The sequence below is a fragment of the Acinetobacter sp. BHS4 genome (assembly GCF_018454425.1).
GTDB lineage: Bacteria > Pseudomonadota > Gammaproteobacteria > Pseudomonadales > Moraxellaceae > Acinetobacter > Acinetobacter pittii.
Genome location: NZ_CP075323.1, coordinates 2,803,636 through 2,822,025, shown reverse-complemented (window position 1 = coordinate 2,822,025; position 18,390 = coordinate 2,803,636). Strand labels below are relative to the sequence as shown.

17 protein-coding genes are annotated in these 18,390 nt (G+C 38.5%); 8 read left to right on the top strand and 9 right to left on the bottom strand.

Annotated features, from left to right (window positions below):
* Positions 1-141 precede the first annotated feature (141 nt).
* Both nfuA and KIP84_RS13585 read left to right on the top strand, forming a co-directional pair.
* The gene (gene nfuA, locus KIP84_RS13590) at positions 142-780 is read left to right on the top strand and encodes a Fe-S biogenesis protein NfuA (protein ID WP_002117617.1); all 639 of its coding nucleotides are present in this window, start codon (positions 142-144) and stop codon (positions 778-780) included.
* Positions 781-949: 169 nt separating this feature from the next.
* Complete coding sequence (locus KIP84_RS13585) at positions 950-3,214, top strand: TonB-dependent siderophore receptor (RefSeq protein ID WP_039757119.1); 2,265 nt, start codon at positions 950-952, stop codon at positions 3,212-3,214.
* Positions 3,215-3,237: 23 nt separating this feature from the next.
* Here KIP84_RS13585 and KIP84_RS13580 read toward each other — a convergent pair whose 3' ends face one another.
* Positions 3,238-4,245, bottom strand: coding sequence for a hypothetical protein (locus KIP84_RS13580; protein ID WP_213688728.1), 1,008 nt, complete (start codon positions 4,243-4,245; stop codon positions 3,238-3,240).
* Positions 4,246-4,271: 26 nt separating this feature from the next.
* On the bottom strand, positions 4,272-5,297 hold the full coding sequence (locus KIP84_RS13575) for an alpha/beta hydrolase (protein WP_199984708.1): 1,026 nt from the start codon (positions 5,295-5,297) through the stop codon (positions 4,272-4,274).
* A 284-nt stretch (positions 5,298-5,581) separates the two neighbouring features.
* Between KIP84_RS13575 and KIP84_RS13570 the strand changes: the two genes are divergently transcribed.
* A complete protein-coding gene (locus tag KIP84_RS13570) occupies positions 5,582-6,196 on the top strand; it encodes a carbonic anhydrase (protein WP_002117769.1) in 615 nt (204 codons plus the stop codon).
* A gap of 35 nt (positions 6,197-6,231) precedes the next feature.
* Here KIP84_RS13570 and KIP84_RS13565 read toward each other — a convergent pair whose 3' ends face one another.
* Complete coding sequence (locus KIP84_RS13565; RefSeq protein WP_213688727.1) at positions 6,232-6,855, bottom strand: arylesterase; 624 nt, start codon at positions 6,853-6,855, stop codon at positions 6,232-6,234.
* Positions 6,856-6,899: 44 nt separating this feature from the next.
* Here KIP84_RS13565 and KIP84_RS13560 point away from each other — a divergent pair, with 44 nt between their 5' ends.
* Positions 6,900-7,592: an ABC transporter ATP-binding protein gene (locus tag KIP84_RS13560; RefSeq protein ID WP_005070633.1), complete on the top strand. Its 693-nt coding sequence runs from the start codon at positions 6,900-6,902 to the stop codon at positions 7,590-7,592.
* A gap of 3 nt (positions 7,593-7,595) precedes the next feature.
* Positions 7,596-10,055 (top strand): FtsX-like permease family protein, encoded by a 2,460-nt coding sequence (locus KIP84_RS13555; protein ID WP_213688726.1) that lies wholly within the window; start codon positions 7,596-7,598, stop codon positions 10,053-10,055.
* Position 10,056: 1 nt separating this feature from the next.
* Here KIP84_RS13555 and KIP84_RS13550 read toward each other — a convergent pair whose 3' ends face one another.
* Positions 10,057-10,866: a rhomboid family intramembrane serine protease gene (locus tag KIP84_RS13550; RefSeq protein ID WP_213688725.1), complete on the bottom strand. Its 810-nt coding sequence runs from the start codon at positions 10,864-10,866 to the stop codon at positions 10,057-10,059.
* 76 nt (positions 10,867-10,942) lie between these two features.
* On the opposite strand from KIP84_RS13550, the gene mtgA reads away from it, so the two are divergent.
* Both mtgA and ppk1 read left to right on the top strand, forming a co-directional pair.
* A complete protein-coding gene (gene mtgA / locus KIP84_RS13545; protein ID WP_002117784.1) occupies positions 10,943-11,620 on the top strand; it encodes a monofunctional biosynthetic peptidoglycan transglycosylase in 678 nt (225 codons plus the stop codon).
* Positions 11,621-11,725: 105 nt separating this feature from the next.
* Complete coding sequence (gene ppk1 / locus KIP84_RS13540) at positions 11,726-13,804, top strand: polyphosphate kinase 1 (RefSeq protein WP_014206067.1); 2,079 nt, start codon at positions 11,726-11,728, stop codon at positions 13,802-13,804.
* Positions 13,805-13,859: 55 nt separating this feature from the next.
* Here the strand turns inward: ppk1 and KIP84_RS13535 are convergent, their stop codons facing one another.
* On the bottom strand, positions 13,860-13,988 hold the full coding sequence (locus KIP84_RS13535; protein ID WP_213688724.1) for a hypothetical protein: 129 nt from the start codon (positions 13,986-13,988) through the stop codon (positions 13,860-13,862).
* A gap of 57 nt (positions 13,989-14,045) precedes the next feature.
* On the opposite strand from KIP84_RS13535, the gene KIP84_RS13530 reads away from it, so the two are divergent.
* Positions 14,046-14,636 carry an SPOR domain-containing protein gene (locus KIP84_RS13530; RefSeq protein ID WP_213689844.1) on the top strand — a complete coding sequence of 197 codons (591 nt, stop codon included), beginning with the start codon at positions 14,046-14,048 and terminating at the stop codon, positions 14,634-14,636.
* Positions 14,637-14,665: 29 nt separating this feature from the next.
* Here KIP84_RS13530 and oxyR read toward each other — a convergent pair whose 3' ends face one another.
* From oxyR to rubA, 4 genes are all read right to left on the bottom strand, one after another.
* The gene (gene oxyR, locus KIP84_RS13525; protein WP_213688723.1) at positions 14,666-15,574 is read right to left on the bottom strand and encodes a LysR family transcriptional regulator OxyR; all 909 of its coding nucleotides are present in this window, start codon (positions 15,572-15,574) and stop codon (positions 14,666-14,668) included.
* A 6-nt stretch (positions 15,575-15,580) separates the two neighbouring features.
* Positions 15,581-16,525, bottom strand: a complete 945-nt coding sequence (gene estB / locus KIP84_RS13520) for an esterase EstB (protein ID WP_213688722.1) — start codon at positions 16,523-16,525, stop codon at positions 15,581-15,583.
* A 52-nt stretch (positions 16,526-16,577) separates the two neighbouring features.
* A complete protein-coding gene (rubB, locus tag KIP84_RS13515) occupies positions 16,578-17,759 on the bottom strand; it encodes a rubredoxin reductase RubB (protein WP_199978078.1) in 1,182 nt (393 codons plus the stop codon).
* 94 nt (positions 17,760-17,853) lie between these two features.
* Positions 17,854-18,018 carry a rubredoxin RubA gene (rubA, locus tag KIP84_RS13510; protein ID WP_000760495.1) on the bottom strand — a complete coding sequence of 55 codons (165 nt, stop codon included), beginning with the start codon at positions 18,016-18,018 and terminating at the stop codon, positions 17,854-17,856.
* Positions 18,019-18,390 lie beyond the last annotated feature (372 nt).

Below are 18,390 nucleotides of genomic sequence, written 5' to 3'. Positions count from 1 at the left end.
TGATCAATACTGAGCTCAATAATGCCATTAAAAACTTAACTTGAAACCCTGTTGTGTATAAATCCGACAAATTTAGTTGATTTTTTTTAAATCCACCTCATCTTCGGTTAATATAAAGGCATCAGCTTGAGGAATATTGTTATGTCGACTGAGAACACCAACACTGCTGTTGCAGAAGAAATTCCAAACCTTTTGATTACACCATCTGCACAAGAGTATTTGCACGATTTACTAACGAAGCAAAATACTCCGGGAATTGGCGTTCGAATTTTTGTTGAGCATCCGGGTACGCCACGTGCGGAATGCTGTATGGCATATAGTGCACCAGAAGAAGTGATCCCAACGGATTATAAACAGGACTATCCTGATTTTCCTGCGTATATTGATGCGCCATCTATTCCTTATCTTTTAGATGCCGTAATTGATTACAACAAAGACCGTTTTGGTGGTCAGCTCACTTTCCGTGCTCCAAATTCTAAAGTTCCACGCGTTGGTCCAGATGCTTCGATTGAAGAACGTATTACTTACATTCTTCAGGCAGAAATTAACCCAGGTCTTGCAGGGCATGGCGGAAATTGTAGCTTGGTAGAAGTACAAGATGATCCAGAACACGGTTTAACTGCTGTATTGAAATTTGGTGGTGGTTGCCAAGGTTGTTCTGCAATTGATGTTACCTTGAAACAAGGTGTAGAAACTACTTTAAGAGAGAACATTCCTGAGCTTCAACGTGTGGTTGACCAAACAGACCATACACAAGCTGAAGGTGCTTATTTCAAATAATCAAATTATTTGAAAAGTGAAATAAAAAAGCCTCGCAATGAGGTTTTTTTATTATTCAATATAAATAATGATAATTATTATCAATATCATTTGTAATTTTATTTATCTTTGTTACAATGCGGAACTGAAAATGAGAGATGTTTAATAAATCAATATATTGGGAATACTTATGTCGAAGCGTATTATCCAGTCAGTGCTTTCTGTTTCAGTACTGGCAAGTATGATGTCTATGGCTTATGCTGCACAAAATGAGCAAGAACAAGCTGAAAAAGCATTAGAAAAGCCTGCTGAACCTGTGAAATTGGAAACAATTTTTGTAACAGCTGAAGAGCAGGTGAAGCAGTCGCTCGGTGTATCAGTAATCACCCAAGAAGATTTAGAAAAACTACCAGTTCGTAATGATATTTCTGATTATGTGCGCCGTATGCCTGGTGTCAATTTAACAGGTAACAGCGCAACAGGGCAGCGTGGCAATAATAGACAAATTGATATTCGTGGAATGGGGCCCGAAAACACGCTTATTTTAGTAGATGGAAAACCAATTAATTCTCGTAATTCAGTCCGTTATGGCTGGAAAGGAGAGCGTGATACACGAGGTGACTCAAACTGGGTACCAGCAGAAGCAATCGAATCGATTGAGGTTTTACGTGGTCCAGCAGCGGCTCGTTATGGTTCTGGTGCGGCAGGTGGTGTGGTTAACATTATTACTAAAAAAGTGACTAATGAAACCCATGGCTCAGTAGAGTTTTATACATCGCAACCTGAAGACTCTAAAGAAGGTGCATCAAATCGTGTTGGTTTTAACGTAAGCGGGCCACTGATTAAAGACGTTTTGTCTTATCGTTTATATGGTAATTACAATAAAACAGAAGCTGACGATGTTGATATTAATAAATCAATTGGTAGTACCGCAGCTGGGCGTGAAGGCGTTAAAAATAAAGATATTTCAGGCCGTTTAGCTTGGCAGGCAACAGACCAGCAAACTGTTTTGCTTGATGTTTCTTCTAGCAAACAAGGTAATATTTATTCTGGTGACTCTCAGTTAAATGCAAATGCGGAAGCTGATGCGATTCTTTCGGAACTTATTGGTAAAGAAACCAATACTATGTACCGTGATAGCTACGCATTAACCCATGAGGGTGATTGGTCTTGGGGTAAGAGTAAACTCGTTGCTCAATATGATAAAACGCATAATAAACGCCTTCCAGAAGGCCTGGGCGGTAGCACAGAAGGAAAAATTAATAACCTTGATGATAAAGCCACTTCACGTTTAGAAACTCTTCGATTTAATGGTGAAGCCAATATTCCTTTTGAATATTATGTACCGCATGTATTAACACTTGGTACCGAATGGGTTGAAGACAGATTTAAAGATAATGTGTCGACAAATCAAGGAAAAGACAGTAGTGGTTCAGGTTATGGCGATCAATTAGCTAAAGGCGATCGCAGTAAAATGGAGTCACGTATTGCTTCTGCATATATTGAAGATAACTTGAAACTCACAGAGAGCACAGATGTCGTGTTAGGTCTGCGTTTTGATGACCATAGTAAATCTGGTTCTAACTGGAGTCCAAGCTTAAATATTACCCAAAGACTTAACGATTATTTCACTTTAAAAGGTGGGGTAGCAAAAGCTTATAAAGCACCGAATATGTATCAAAATGCCGAAGGGTATTTATTAAGTACAAATGGCAATGGTTGTCCGGCCAATATTGAGTCACGTTGCTTGTTACAAGGTAATGGTGATTTAAAACCAGAAACTTCGGTTAACAAAGAGCTCGGTATCCAGTTCCAAAAAGACATCGTGAATGCGAGCTTAACTTGGTTCCGCAATGACTATAAAGATAAAATTGTGGCTGGTACAAACGTTGTTGGAACAGTTGATGGTTCAAGTACCAATGCAAATACAGGAGCTGTGACCAATACTAAGTGGAATATCTTACGTTGGGAAAATACACCTAAAGCATTAATTCAAGGTTTTGAAGGAAGCTTAGGATTAGATTTCGGTGATATCCGCTGGACTAACAACTTTACGTATATGATGGATTCAAAAGATAAACAAACAGGTAATCCATTATCTTTAGTTCCAATCTATACAATTAACTCAATTTTTGATTATGACATCACAGATCAGTTAGATGTGAATTTTGTATTTACTCAATATGGTCGTCAAAAATCACGTCAGTTTGCAGAAAGTAGAATCGAATCTGGTATTGGTTCAGGTGGAGCAAATTCTGCGCTTAAGCCAAGTACTGTAAAAAGCTATAGTACTGCTGGAATAAATGTCGGTTATAAATTTTCAGACAATATAAGTACGCGTGTTGGTGTGAGCAACTTGTTTGATAAACAAATTTTAAGAGACAGTAATTCAATCAGCCAAACTTATAATGAACCAGGTCGAGCCTATTACGCTTCTTTAAAATATTCTTTCTAATCAACATACATAACAAAGGCGCTCTAAGCGCCTTTGTTATTTAAAATATCTAATACTTTTTCAGAATAATAAAACTTTTCTAAGTAAACACGGGCACGACGTCTTAAATGTCCTGTTGTAATTAACTGCTGTAATACAGGCACAAGTAACGTGGTCAGTTCGTGTTGCACTAAGCTTTCATCAATATTGAGGTCACGAAGTAACAAGTCAAAATTACGCTCTTGATTACGTACATACCAAGTATAGATACCATCATGTACTTGTTGTTTTAAATAATCAGTTTGGCGAGTGTGGTCCCAGATTTCATGCCCTAAACCAACCGTTTTTGATAAGTCTTGAGTTTCTACATAATTTTTTAAAACAGAAAGTGGCATAGTTTTAACTTTATGCCAAACATTTGCCTGAAAATGGTAGAGCTTATCATTGTCAAAATGTTGGTTTAAAACACGCTCACTCATTTGGCTGAGTTTTAAAATATTCTTTTGCAAATAATGATTAATCGTATCGTCCAGATTTGAATCGGTTACTGTTTCTAAAACAGATTTCCCCATTTTCATAAAACGACCTACACCTGGTACACGCTTTGACATTGATTCATCTAAATAATCATGCATTGTTTGCTGAATCAGTTGCGTGAGCAGGGCCGAAAAAGCAGGATTATTCACAATCGTTTTAATCAGTTTTTTACGGTGCTCTTCTTTACTTGCAACGTATTGTGCAATTCGGTCAATCGTTAAAACAGGAATAACATCTTCAACAGTTGCGGTTTCATTTGCAGGATGAATCAATGCAAACCGAATATGCTCAGCAATTTGTTCAATCAGAAAATCAGAAGCAGGCGTATCTAAAATCTGCTTTTGAATGAGCTGTTGAATTTGTTCAAAAGTCCACAGATGTTGTAATTGCCGACTCCCCAACCAATGATAAAATTGCTCAAACTCTTGCTGGATCACCTGAGTCTGAGCAAATTGCTCATCTAAAAAATCTAGATGAGCTTCAATAAGTTTTTCAATAAGTGGTTGGGTAGACATAAGGTCTCACAAGTCCGAAGTTTTATTTAGGGTGTGGTCGTTTTTGACGATTGATTTGTTTCTACTTTAAGTAAAAACGGTAGATATTGTTGCATAACCAACTGTTCAGCTTCCAATATTGGCATATGGCCTACATTTTCTAAAATAACTGGAGGCTGAGCATTCTTTAAAAGTCGTTTTAGTTCACTTGCTACTTCGACATTAATAATCTTATCTTGTTTACCCCATAAAATGAGCGTCGGTGCATCGATCGTTTTGGTAAGTACCGCAAATGAGTCTGGTGTATAGACTTTATTAAGTGCAATCAATTGATCAACCAGTTTTTGTGTTTGAGGTGCCTGATCAATCATCAACTTTTCTTGAGCTTGAAGAAACTCTTTAGGAATAAATGGAGGATTAAACATGGTTTGTTTTAATAAATAATTAAAGTCACCTTTTTTAGACACTAACAGTTGTTTGAGGTAAGCAGGATCTTTTAAATAAATTGTATTGGCTGAGCGAAAAATACCGCCGCTATCCACTAAGAATAGACTTTTGGTTTCAAATGGATATTGTCCGGCATAGAGTAGGGCAATAGAGCCGCCGAGTGAGTGCCCAGCAATATGAATTGGACCTTTTAAATTTGCAGCCTCAACAAAGCGACGTAACTTTTCAGCAAGATTTGGTACTGAATAATCGAAATCTTGTGGAACGATAGTTTCGCCACTACCCGGCAAATCGGGAATAATGACATGATAATTTGTGGTGAGATAACGAGTCACTCGGTTCCAGTTATCACGGCTTCCTGCTAGGCCATGAATAAGCAGTAAAGTCGGTTTTGTTGTGGAGCCGCCTTCGCTATATGACCAAGTCACATCACCGACTTTTAAGCTTTTACTTTGTAAACCTGCCCAGCTACGTTCTTGCTGTAAAACATTCTGGAACGTCACATCAATATTATCGGCTGCCTGTGTTTGAGAAATACTCATCACTGACAATAAGCTACAAGCCAATGTCAGGGCGGTAGCAGTTTTTTTCATAGAGGCCTTAATTGATGTGGACACCCTTGTCATAGATTTCATCCTTGAAGCTTAAGCGAGTTTGAAAAATTATTGAAAAACTTTGCCAATGAGTCATTTGCCAAATGTTTGGAATGAAGAAAATTATAGTCAATCCGAGAACCAAAGTATGTCTATTTTTTCACTAAACAGTAGCGAATGTGCAGTGAGCTCTTCATTAAAACAAGTTAAGTATTTTTAAATTTTTTCATAGAAAAGGATTTATTTTTTGTCAGTGACATTCAAATTTTGACACATTAAAATGATTTCCAACCTTGAAAAAACAATGGAAATATAAAATGCCTACTGCGCAAGAAGTTTTAGATCGTCTGAAAGCCGGTAATCAACGATTTGTAAATGGAAATACTTCCCTTGCAAAAACCTTATCTCATCAAGAACGCGCTGAAATGGCAAAGGATCAAAATCCATTTGCAATTGTACTTGGCTGCTCAGATTCTCGTGTTCCAGCAGAGATGGTATTTGACCAAGGTCTTGGTGATTTATTTGTAATCCGTGTTGCTGGTAATGTGGTTGCACCTTCACAAGTCGGTAGTGTCGAGTTCGCAGCAGAGCGTTATGACTGCCCGGTTGTAGTTGTATTGGGACACAGTCATTGTGGTGCAATTCAGGCGACAATTGATACGTTAATGAATCCTGATCATCCGCCATCATCTAACCTAATGTCGATTGTGAACCGCGTTCGTCCATCAGTTGAAATTTTAATGCAGACTGATTTAAAAAATGATTTGAAAAAATTATCATGTCATGCGGTGCGTTCAAACGTTTTTGCTTCGGTAAATCAATTACGCCATGGTTCAGCGGTGTTAGAGAGCCTGATTGCAAAAGGTGAGTTGATTGTTGTCGGTGCAGAATATTCACTCGAAACTGGTGAAGTTACTTTTTTTGATTTCTGATCATATTAAAAAGAATATTTAAAGATAAAAGGTGCCTATAGGGCACCTTTTATATATGGGTAAGCTAAATTAAGTAGTTTTGACTGCGCTTGAGCATTGGGATGAATCAAATCATTTTGCATAAGCTGTTTTTGACCAGCAACACCATCTAGAAAAAACGGTAGTAGTTTCACCTGATGTTTTTGGCTTACGACTTTATAATTATTTTCAAAAGCTTTGCTATACGCAGCACCATAATTTGGCGGAATCTTCATGCCAAAAAGAATAACTTTGGCTTTTTGTTTTTGGCTTAATTGAATGAGCTGATCCAGATTTTTTTGAATCATTTGAGGTGGTTGCCCACGCAATCCGTCATTTCCACCTAATTCAATCACGACCACATTCGGCTCATAGGTCTGCAATAATTTAGGTAATCGGGCTAAAGCGCCGCTTGTTGTTTCTCCACTAACACTTGCATTGACCACTTTGTGTTGTTTGGGATACTGTTGGTCTAAGCGTTTTTGCAGTAATTGTACCCAACCTTGTTTGGGATCAATTCCGTAACCGGCACTAATACTATCTCCTAAAATTAAAATAGTTTTCGCCGATACAAGCATAGGCAGCATACTTAATGAGATGAGCATGATGCTTTTAGAACCAATCAAAAAAGATTTAGACATTTGTACTTCGACCCTGATTCTGAATACATAGGACTTTTCACATCATGCCACAACCCATCATTGCTGCCCATCAAGTTACACAAACTATTCAGATTAACCAAAATCAGTTTACGATTTTAAAAGATATTGATTTAGAGATTTTTGAAGGGGAACAGGTAGCAATTACGGGACGTTCCGGCTCAGGTAAATCAACCTTACTAGGAATTTTGGCGACTTTAGATCAACCATCTGAAGGAGAAGTCTGGTTGTGTGGTCAAGCTGTTCATCAGTTAACAGAGGAACAACGTGCCCAAATCAGAATGCAGCATATTGGTTTTGTATTTCAGTCTTTTCAACTTCTACCTCAGTTGAGTGCGCTTGAAAATGTGATGTTACCTTTACGATTACGTAAAGACTTTGATTATAAAACAGCTGAGAAAAAAGCTTTAGATTGGTTGCATCGAGTAGGGCTCAGTCGTCAAGTTGAACAAACGCCTAAAGTCTTATCTGGTGGCGAGCAGCAGCGTGTAGCCATTGCACGCGCTCTTATTGCAGAACCACAAATTATTTTTGCGGATGAACCGACTGGAAACCTAGATGGTCAGACAGCACAAGAAATTGAAAGCTTGCTCTTTGATTTAAACCGAGAGTTAGGTACGACTCTGATTTTAGTCACCCATGATCGTAATTTAGCATCCCTTTGTCAGCGTCATGTTGAGTTAGATGATGGCCGACTAAAGACAGTACAGGGTGGTTAAACTATGCGTAATCTTCTCAAACCACTTTTGCTACAAAGTTTTTGTACGGGTGGATTATATCTACTCATTATTGCTCTATCGCTTGCGATCAGTGCAACAACTGCCCTGAAATTTAGTAACGACCAAGTTAAAAATGCAGTCAGTCTGCAAGCTTCACAAATGCTGGGTGCGGATTTGGTTCTGTCGAATAACGAGCCTATCGAACAGCAGTGGAAAAAGAAAGCCGAGCAGCTTAGTTTAAAGCAAACTAATGTCACTATATTTAGCTCGATGGCTCATACCCAAGATCAGTTTGTCATGGTGAATGTAAAGGCAATTGAGCCTTTATTTCCACTCAGAGGACAGTTGGAAATTGAACCAAGTGCTAAAGCGATTCAATCTGGTGAAGTTTGGCTAAGTCAAAGAGCAGCCGATTTACTTAAAGTAAAGTTAGGAGATACTGTTTCTATTGCTGATGGTACCTTCCGTTTTAGTGGCGTGATTGTGCGTGATTCAAATCAGGAGCTCGGTTTTTCGGGCTTTTCGCCAACCGTTATTATTCATCAAGCCGATATTGCTAAGACGCATGCGATTCAGACAGGGAGTAGAATTGACTATCGTTTATTAATGGCAGGTAGCCCTGAACAGGTTCAGACATTTTCAAAGCAATTTAAGCAACAGCATCAACCTTCTAAAGATGTAGATGAAACGGCTGGCTTGCGTTTACGTGATGCAAGTGAATCAAACAGTAGGTTATTACGTCCGCTTGAAAATTTAGATACCTTTTTGCAATTGGCCAATATTTTAACGATTTTATTGTGTGGTATTGCCATCGCTTTAACGAGTCAACGTTATGTTCAACAAAACCAAGATCACATTGCACTTATTAGATGCTTAGGCGCCAGTAAGTTCCAAATCTTGTGGGCATATATTGGATTGCTTTGTATTGTCAGTGCGATTTCAATTGTGCTGGGAAGCCTATTAGGTTTAATTATGGGGTTTGGCCTGCTGCAACTTATGCTGCAATTGATCCCCCAATTAGAGTTAAGTTTTTCAGTTGTACCTCTTTTAATCGGTCCTTTACCAATTGCTATTTTTACGAGTGTGATCGTACTGCTTGGATTTATTTTGCCAAGCATTTGGGAACTTTTAAATACACCTCCAATTCGCGTTATTCGCGAGCAAGCCAAATCTCGAAAATCTTTATTCTTTATGTTTTTTGCAGGAATCACTAGCCTAGTCGTTTTTAGTTTGGTATTGAGTGAAAACTTAATGCTCAGCATTCTGGTTTTAGCAGCAATTATTGTTCTTTGTATTTTGCTTTACACTGTTGTTTGGCTATTGCTTCGCAGTTTAAAAAAGCTGAAAAATCGTTTGTCTTTTTATATTCGTTCGCCATCGCAAAGCGCCTTACAAATTACTGCATTGGCTTTAGGCTTAAGCCTCATTACAGTACTCAGTGTATTAAGAACAGATTTATTAGAGCGTTGGCAACAACAACTTCCAGAAGGAACACCGAATCAATTTGTTTATGGATTGCCTCCATTTGATTTAAAAGCCTTTGAGCAACAGTTAAAGCAACATGGTTGGCAAAGCACCCCGTTATACCCAAATATTCGTGGCCGATTACTGGCTAAAAATGATGTACCTTTTTCAGAAGTGGCTATAAAGCAAAATAATTCTTTACGCCGTGAACTGAATTTGACTCAATCAGATTTACTACCAAATGACAATGTCATTACAAATGGTCAAGCCCAGTTTAATGGCATAGGACAAGTTTCAGTCGAAAGTAAAACTGCCGAAAGTTTGGGAATCCAAATTGGAGACAAGCTTACCTTTAGCCTGCCTGAAGGTACACTAGAAGCCAAAGTTGTGAATTTCCGGAGTGTCGAGTGGGAAAGTTTTAGCCCTAACTTTTTCTTTATTTTTTCACCTAAAACCTTAGACGAAAATGCTGGAAGTTATTTAGGTAGTTTCTATGTGCCTAAGCAAGATCAACCTAAAATGATCACTATTATTCAGCAGTTCTCAAATACAGTATTTATTGATGTTGACCGGATTTTAGATGAAGTAAAACGCTTAATGAATGTTTTGGTCAAAATAGTAACTGTACTGGCAGCGTTAGTCGGTTTTTCTGGAGTATTAGTACTGATTGCATGTTTAAACCTGTTAATGGACGAGCGACGCCGTGAGGTTGCTTTACTACGCTCATTTGGTTTATCTAAAAATAAAATGAAGCAAATGCTCAGTTTTGAGATTGGTTTCTTAGGTCTGCTAGCAGGCATAGTTGCCTGCTGTTTTGCAGAAGTGATTAGTGCGATCGCAAGCTATAAAATGAATATGGCAATACAGTGGCATATTGAAATATGGCTGATTTTACCAATTGGCATGATGCTGGTTTGTGCTTTGATTGGTCGTTATCGACTAGGCTATCTCTGTAATTTGCCACCTTTACAAAGTTTAAGAGAATTAAACCAATTGTAGTTTAAGGAATAATGTTAGGGTTCTGGATGATGATTTCATGCCATAGGGGAAGCAACGGTGAGTTGAGCTGTAGACAGTACATATAAAAACCACCTGTAATTACAACTGCTCCTAATAAGCCTAAAAGTTTGAGCACATTTTTTAACTTGCTGACATAGCTTAAGTACCACATCAGTGCAAGAAACGCTCCAATAATCATGCCGCCAATATGCGCGGCATTATTAATACCGGTTGCGACAAAACCAAAAACAAGGTTGATGGCCATAATCATTAATAATGCTTTTTTATCGAGTATGTAGGCTTGATGCGGAAGCGGTGGAAATAAAGAAAGAACGGTTAGCGCAGCACCTAGGCCCATCACGGCACCCGAAGCACCTGCACTGACATGTGGAAGCAAGCTCTGATCGAAATGTTGCAGTAATTCATGCCCATTTTGAATAGTCATATAGCTACTGAGAAGGCTACCAAATAAGCCAGCAAGTAAATACATACCTATAAAATAGAAGCGACCAAATAGTGACTCAGCTACATTACCGAAAATATAGAGGGCCCACATGTTAAGCATGAGGTGAACAAGACCAAAATGAAAAAACATGCTGGTAAATAAGCGTTCGGGCTGCCCAGTAAAAGTAAGTGGTGTAAAATCAGCCCCCCAATGAATAGCATCTTTCATGGCTGGGTCGCTAATATCGACACCAGTCGCAATTTGCCAGACAAACAAACTTACATTAATCAAGATCAGTAAGGCGGTCAGCCACCAAGTTTGTACATTGAGTTTACGATTAATGTGCGGAGGCTGATATTGAGTCATGCTATGCTTTTGTTATATATGAACATGCTTAACAGCTTAACATGAAAAAAGTTGAATACAGGAGATCAGGACGAACATGAAAGCTTTTATTGTTCGCGTGTTGTTAATTTTTATTGGGGCAATTCTCCTTATTCAACTTTGGATTTTCTCAAGTTTGGTTTGGTGGCGTACACATGAAGTTGATACAACCATGTTTATGCGAATTGATTATTGGTCAGATACATCTGAGCCGATCATTCATGAATGGCTTGACTATGATGATATTAGCGACAATTTCAAACATGCGATTTTAGCTGGGGAAGATGCAAAATTCATCCATCATCATGGTTTTGACTGGGATGGCATCCGTTTTGCTCTAGAGCGTAATAATGAAGAAGGAGAGGTTGTTGCTGGTGGATCTACAGTGTCTCAGCAACTTGCAAAGAATTTGTTTTTATATAATAAGCGTTCGTTTATTCGTAAAGGCCAAGAAACTATCGCAACTTGGATGATGGAGCGAATGTGGTCAAAACGCCGAATTCTTGAGGTGTATATGAACTCTGTTGAATTTGGCAAAAATCGATATGGTGTTGAAGCAGCCGCGCAATATTATTATGGTAAAAGTGCGAGAAGCTTAACGCGCGAACAAGCTGCTTTTTTGGCCGCATTATTGCCTGATCCGAAATATTATCAAGATCACCGCAACGATCGTAAACTACAGTATAGAAAACGCGTTATTCTACGTTATATGAATAGCACCCAGATTCCTGAATAATGATGTTTTAAAGATGTGTAAATTTTTTAGTTTTTACCAAATTGTCATATTTTTGCAGCATACTGTTTTATAGAGATTTTGGCTGGATAGAGAATTGAGTTAGACATGAATACAGCGATTACACCAACGACCCCAACAGAATATAGTTATAATGACCGTTATATAAATCGTGAATTGTCTATTCTTGACTTCCATTTGCGTGTATTGGAGCAAGCGGTAGACCCTTTACATCCATTACTTGAGCGAATGAATTTCTTGCTCATTTTTTCACGTAATCTAGACGAGTTTTTCGAAATTCGTGTTGCAGGGGTGATGGAGCAATTTTCTCTGGGCAATGAGAGTCGTAGCCCTGATGGTTTGACGCCAAGACAAGTCTTACAAAAAATCTCTGAAACTGCTCACGCTGCGATTGAACGTCAATATCGTATTTTAAATGAAGAAATCTTACCTAAATTACGTGAAGAAGATATTTGCTTCCTCCGTCGTGGTGAACTAACGCCAGCACAGTCAGCTTGGATTAAGAAGTATTTTCAAGAACAAGTTGCACCTGTATTAACCCCAATTAGCTTAGATCCAGCGCATCCGTTCCCACGTCTCGTAAACAAGAGCTTAAACTTTATTATTACCTTAGAAGGTAAAGATGCTTTTGGCCGTCAAATTGATTTAGCCGTGGTTCCAGCCCCACGTTCATTACCTCGCGTTGTACGACTGCCAGATGAGTTAACAGGTGGTAAAGAACATCACGTCATGCTATCTGCAATTATTCATGAACATGTGTCCGATTTGTTCCCTGGCATGACAGCAACAGGATGCTATCAATTCCGTGTTACACGTAATGCTGACTTGGCATTAAATGAAGATGTTGAAGATTTAGCAAAAGCTTTAAAAGGTGAATTAAGTTCTCGACGTTTTGGTCGTGCTGTTCGCTTAGAAGTAACTCATAACTGTCCGCAGCATATTTACGAGTACTTATTAGAAGAATTTGATTTAACTGATGAGCAATTATATAAAGTTGATGGTCCTGTAAACTTGGCTCGTCTGGTTTCAAATTTTAAACGCCCTCATTTGCGTTATGACTCACATACGCCGGTTGTGCCTAAAGTGTTTAAAAAGACCGAGAGCATTTTCTCTGCAATGCAGAAGCAAGATATTTTGCTTCATCATCCGTTTGAATCTTTCGCTCCCGTGATTCAGCTACTTCGTGAAGCTGCTCGCGATCCACAAGTATTGGCAATCAAGCAGACACTTTACCGTAGTGGTGCTGACTCTGAAATTGTACAGATTTTGGCGGAAGCTGCGCGTAATGGAAAAGAAGTGACCGCGGTTATTGAATTACGTGCCCGCTTTGATGAAGAATCAAATATTGAAGTGGCTAACGTTTTACAAGAAGCAGGGGCTGTGGTTGTTTACGGTATTGTTGGTTATAAAACTCACGCCAAAATGATTATGGTGGTACGCCGTGAAAATAACAAACTTGTGCGTTACGTTCATTTAGGCACTGGTAACTACCATGCAATGAATGCTCGAATTTATACCGATTATGGTCTCATGACGACTGATAAAGATCTGTGTGAAGATGTGCACCGTATCTTCCAAGAGTTGACGGGTATGGGCAAAATGGCGAAATTGAAAAAGCTATTACATGCGCCATTTACCTTACATGCTCAGCTCATCAACTTTATTGATGAAGAAATTGCCAATGCTAAGGCAGGACGTAAAGCTCAAATTATTGTGAAAGTGAATGCCTTAACGGAAGTTCAATTGATCAATAAATTATATGAAGCATCTCAAGCAGGTGTTCAGATTGATCTGATTATTCGTTCTATTTGCTGTTTACGTCCAGGTTTGCCTAACTTATCAGAAAATATTCGTGTACGTTCAATTGTAGGGCGCTTCCTTGAACATACCCGTGTTTATTACTTCAGTAATAATGGCGATGCGCGTATTTACTGCTCAAGCGCAGACTGGATGGATCGTAATTTATTTAACCGTGTTGAAGCATGTTTCCCTGTGGAAGATCCTGCATTGAAAAAGCGTATTTATCAACAAGGACTAGTGAACTATTTGCAAGATAACCAGCAAGCTTGGTTGTTACAGTCAGATGGTACTTGGGTGCGTGCTGAACCAGCGGAGGGTGAAAAATTACATAATGCTCAAAGGGCACTCTTAGAAATTATTAAATAATAAATTTTAAATTAAAAAAGCCGACAAGATGTCGGCTTTTTTAATTCGCTGAAATTCAAAATAATTTAATTAGTTTTTCTAAATGGTTGTTGGGTAAACGATAATAATTTGAAGCACCGCAAGATGTTTTTAAAATATGTGATTTTCCCCATAAAACATTGAATTTTAAAAATATACAAATCATGTGAAATCTACTTTAATACGCCGCATTAAATATACTTAACTTCGGTAAATGAATAAGATGCAATGCTTTATTAGAAATTTACTTATTAGAATACTTTTGGGGATAATGCCAGTGGCGGCCTACGCAGATCAGAAGTGTTATGGGGATATCATCGTATTTCAAAGGTTTGATGATCAAGCGATATATCCTTATTTTGCGCCCGTTTCCAATGATAAAACTAAAAAGAGTGAGGTAAGGAATAAAACAATAATCATCCAAAAAAGAAAACAAAAGCAGGATGAATTTTTAGCGCAAAAGAAAAATGAGGAAGTTCACACAAAAAAAGTAGAAGAAAAGAAAAATTCTGAAAATAAAAAACAACTTGATGCTGCGATCGCTAAAGAAATTTTAGAAAATGGTGAAAAAAAATGGATGGTACAAGTTGCGCTAGCTTCTAATCAAAATAAAGCAAATAGGATTCAGTCACAGCTTGAAGCAAAGGGCTATAAGGTTGTAACCAGCTCAACGACTAAAGGAATACGAGTCATGATAGATCCAGCCAACGACTATGCTATAGCACAGATTATTAGAGAAAAAATTATTTCTGATAATAGTTTGAATATGCAATCTGCTTGGGTGTTTAAGTGGGCATCCCTTACACCTCAATAAAATAAAAAGGAGTCCGAAGACTCCTTTTTTTATTCATGTAGGTTTGTCGTGATTTTCTGCATAATTTGCAGTAATACGTCAAATTCACTTTGTAGCGGCGTACTTTTACGAGTGACTAGCGCTAAAGTGCGGCTTGGGGCATCTTCAATTGGTTTTGCAGTAATTTGATCATTAAACTTGATCATACTATTTTCAATTGCAATTTCTGGTAAAAGCGTAAAACCTAAATTAGAAGAAACCATTTCAACTAAAGTTGGTAAAGAGCTTGCTTTTAAACGGTTGTCGTTTTTACGTTCACCGATAGGGCATGCACTTAAAACGTGGTCACGTAAACAGTGGCCTTCTTCAAGCAAAATTAATCTCGATAAATCAAGATCATCTAGTGAGTTTGCTTGCAAAGCATTTGCATCTTGCTTACTACACACAAGGTACAAATTTTCTTTCGAAATTTCAGCGACTTTTAGGCCTCTGGTATCAAATGGTAGAGCAAGAACAATCATGTCTAGATTACCGTGTTCTAGACGCTCTACAATTTTTTCACTTTGAGCTTCATGCAGATGCAATTGAATTTTAGGTAACTGCTGATGCACTTCATCAAGTAACCGTGTCAGGATAAAAGGTGCAATGGTTGGGATAACTCCCAAATGCAAATCACCTGTTAACGGTTCACTCATTTCACGGCTCAAACGCATTAAATCTTGAGCATCTGCTAGTAGTACACGGGCACGAGCAACGACTTGTTCACCTAAGGGTGTTAAACGCACATTCTGACGGTCACGCTCTACCAGAACGCCACCTAATAACCGTTCAAGCTCCATGATGCCGCCTGATAACGTCGATTGCGTGACAAAAGAGCGGCGTGCTGCTTCAGTAAAATGCAAAGTTTCCGACAACGTAACTAAATATGATAGCTGTCTTAGTGAGGGTAATGCAGCCATAGTGTCCTAGTATGATGATTTAAAATGATGCGCAAATAAACCGCTAAGCTGTGGAATAAAATGTGCAGGGATATCATGCCCCATTCCATCAATTAATTCAAACTTAGCACCGGAAATTGCTTTTGCTACGGCCTTACCGTGACTAGGTGGAAGTAAGCGATCACGAGAGCCATGTAAGACTAACGCAGGTTGCTTAATTTCACGGTCCAGTTGAAGTAAGGAGCCTGTACATAATATTGCTAAAAACTGTTGAAGTACACCAGCAGGATAATAGCTACGTTGATAAAGTTTGCGTGCAGTTTGCATTGCTTCAATCTGGTTGAAGTAACCAGGTGAACCAATCAATTGAAATAGTTTTAAACTGTGATTAACAATACCTTCTTCGTCACGCGATTCAGGTTTGCCAATTAAACTCAAAAGCTGTTTCGGAAAAGGAGGGGGTAAAAAAGGCTGATTATTACTTGTAAACATGAGACCCAATTTCTCAACCTTTTCAGGATATTTTGCTGCAAGAATTTGAGCAATCATCCCACCCATTGATGCGCCAATGACATGTGTTTTAGCCACGCCTAAACGTTCAATGAGCATTGATACATCATCTGCCATATCATGCAGTGTATACGGTGCGCCTTGATTACTTAGACCGAGTGCAAAGCGACCCATCAATTTAACAGTATTTAAACGCTTACCTTCATGACGTACTTTTGAAGAAAGGCCAATATCACGGTTATCAAAACGAATAACACGAAAACCTTGATCAATGAGTGATTTACAGAAGAAATCTGGCCAGAAAAGCATTTGAGCCCCAAGACCCATAATCAGCAAAATGGTTGGATGTTCCGGTTTTCCACCTACTTCTACATGTAGCTCAATACCATTGCCTAAGTTGACTTTGGTTTCTTGCATGAAAGATGTGTAGGGCGAAATGTTAAACTGTAAGGCACTATTCATGTTATTCATTCCTTAAAGGAATACTCACAAAAGAGTATTCCTGATTCAAACCTTATGCTTGGGCTGGAATAAGATCTGGAACAAGCTTTGTTAAAGTTAAGCGTTGCTTACCTGCTGTTGCACCTAACAATACGAAACCACGCAATGTTCCTTCATTGTCAATTGCTTTAGCAAGCATACCATCGTCGAACTCTTCTGTTTCCCAGTTCACTTCTACATCTACTGGTGCCGGTAATACTGTAAGTGGAGCTGCAGGAGTTTTTACTGCAACGGGCATAGCAGGGTAGTGTACGGCAGTTTGTTGTCCGCTGAGGGTTTTTGCAAGAGCACGAGCTTGCTGCATAATCGGCATTACATATGGAAGTAGCGTGCCATTTACTTCTGCACAATCGCCAATTGCATAAATGTCGGCTTGATTCGTTTCAAGTAAACTATTGGTAATAATTCCACGGCTTGTTTGAATATCTGCACTTTTAGCAAGTGAAATATTTGGCTGTAAACCAATGGCTGAAAGAACAATGTCTGCTACCAAAGTTTGGCCATTTGCGAGTGTAATCGCATAATCTTCGCCATCATTAATTTTGCTGACTTTCTCAACGGTTGTGCCTAATGCAAATTTAACACCAGCCTCTTCGAGATTTTGCTGGAATGCAGAAGCAATATGACCTGGCAATAAGCGGCCTAATGGTTGAGGTGCCAAATCAATGACAGTAATGTCATATTCACTGTGAAGTAAGTCATTGGCAAATTCACAACCAATCAAACCAGCCCCTAAAATAACAACACGCTTGTCTTTACGTTGAGCTAGATTTTCACGGAAAGCACGGTAATCAATTAGCGAGTTCACTACATGAATGTCATCGCTACCATCGCCTGCAATTGCAAGACGAATTGGGTTAGCACCAACAGCTAAAATCAGTTTTGAATAGGGTTGATTCGAAGTTACCCCGTCTTTCTCAAGAATAAGCTCATGGCGTTCAGTCAAAATTTCTTTTACGAAAGTAAAAGGCTCAATACGCATATTGAGTTGGGTACCCATTTTTGCAGCATCACCTAATGGAATTTGTTCAGGTGCTTTTTTACCTGCAAATGCATTTGATAATGTTGGTTTTGCATAATTCACTGCATCATCCGCACAAATCATCACAAGTTCTTGCTCTGGACTAAGCTTACGAAATTCACGCGCTAAGGTATAACCCGCCATGCCTGATCCGATAATGACGATAGGATGCATTTTTCTCTCCAGAGTTAGAATTATTTATTTAATACGGTGATTGGTAATATTCGTAAAAAAGACCATGTCAATCATGGCCTTTTACTTGAAGTCATTAGATTTCGATCATTTCGAAGTCAGCTTTTGAAACGCCGCAATCAGGGCAAGTCCAGTCATCAGGGATATCTTCCCATTTTGTTCCAGCTGCAATGCCGTCTTGTGGCCAACCTTCTGCTTCATCGTAAATCCATCCACAAACGATACATTGATATTTTTTCATGAGACTCTCCGCACTGATAAGTTTGCTCAAAGCTGCCTTTCAGTAAAACTATTCCATCTATTAATAATGTAACCACGATCCGGTCAATAATAACCAATGTGCCTTTGATCGGATATCAAATTTTTACGCAGTTCTACATTTAATGTAAAGCAAATAACGGAGTTTAATCATTCTTAAGCAAAGATGAATGGCAGGTTAGGACAAATAAGTGGTTTTTTAGGCAAAACTTGAGCATAAGCTAATAATAACTAATACATTCTTAACGTTAATTTTAAACTTAATGTTGTTTGTGAAATTATTGAGAAATAAACAGTGTCTGCTCATTTAAAAGATTTATATAATAAGGAAGCTAAATAACAACAAATGAAAATG

Bases quoted from the DNA above. Each gene is read 5' to 3' on its own strand.
- nfuA (WP_002117617.1), top strand. From the start codon at position 142: ATGTCGACTGAGAACACCAACACTGCTGTTGCAGAAGAAATTCCAAAC.
- KIP84_RS13585 (WP_039757119.1), top strand. From the start codon at position 950: ATGTCGAAGCGTATTATCCAGTCAGTGCTTTCTGTTTCAGTACTGGCA.
- KIP84_RS13580 (WP_213688728.1), bottom strand. From the start codon at position 4,245: ATGTCTACCCAACCACTTATTGAAAAACTTATTGAAGCTCATCTAGAT.
- KIP84_RS13575 (WP_199984708.1), bottom strand. From the start codon at position 5,297: ATGACAAGGGTGTCCACATCAATTAAGGCCTCTATGAAAAAAACTGCT.
- KIP84_RS13570 (WP_002117769.1), top strand. From the start codon at position 5,582: ATGCCTACTGCGCAAGAAGTTTTAGATCGTCTGAAAGCCGGTAATCAA.
- KIP84_RS13565 (WP_213688727.1), bottom strand. From the start codon at position 6,855: ATGTCTAAATCTTTTTTGATTGGTTCTAAAAGCATCATGCTCATCTCA.
- KIP84_RS13560 (WP_005070633.1), top strand. From the start codon at position 6,900: ATGCCACAACCCATCATTGCTGCCCATCAAGTTACACAAACTATTCAG.
- KIP84_RS13555 (WP_213688726.1), top strand. From the start codon at position 7,596: ATGCGTAATCTTCTCAAACCACTTTTGCTACAAAGTTTTTGTACGGGT.
- KIP84_RS13550 (WP_213688725.1), bottom strand. From the start codon at position 10,866: ATGACTCAATATCAGCCTCCGCACATTAATCGTAAACTCAATGTACAA.
- mtgA (WP_002117784.1), top strand. From the start codon at position 10,943: ATGAAAGCTTTTATTGTTCGCGTGTTGTTAATTTTTATTGGGGCAATT.
- ppk1 (WP_014206067.1), top strand. From the start codon at position 11,726: ATGAATACAGCGATTACACCAACGACCCCAACAGAATATAGTTATAAT.
- KIP84_RS13535 (WP_213688724.1), bottom strand. From the start codon at position 13,988: ATGATTTGTATATTTTTAAAATTCAATGTTTTATGGGGAAAATCACAT.
- KIP84_RS13530 (WP_213689844.1), top strand. From the start codon at position 14,046: ATGCAATGCTTTATTAGAAATTTACTTATTAGAATACTTTTGGGGATA.
- oxyR (WP_213688723.1), bottom strand. From the start codon at position 15,574: ATGGCTGCATTACCCTCACTAAGACAGCTATCATATTTAGTTACGTTG.
- estB (WP_213688722.1), bottom strand. From the start codon at position 16,525: ATGAATAGTGCCTTACAGTTTAACATTTCGCCCTACACATCTTTCATG.
- rubB (WP_199978078.1), bottom strand. From the start codon at position 17,759: ATGCATCCTATCGTCATTATCGGATCAGGCATGGCGGGTTATACCTTA.
- rubA (WP_000760495.1), bottom strand. From the start codon at position 18,018: ATGAAAAAATATCAATGTATCGTTTGTGGATGGATTTACGATGAAGCA.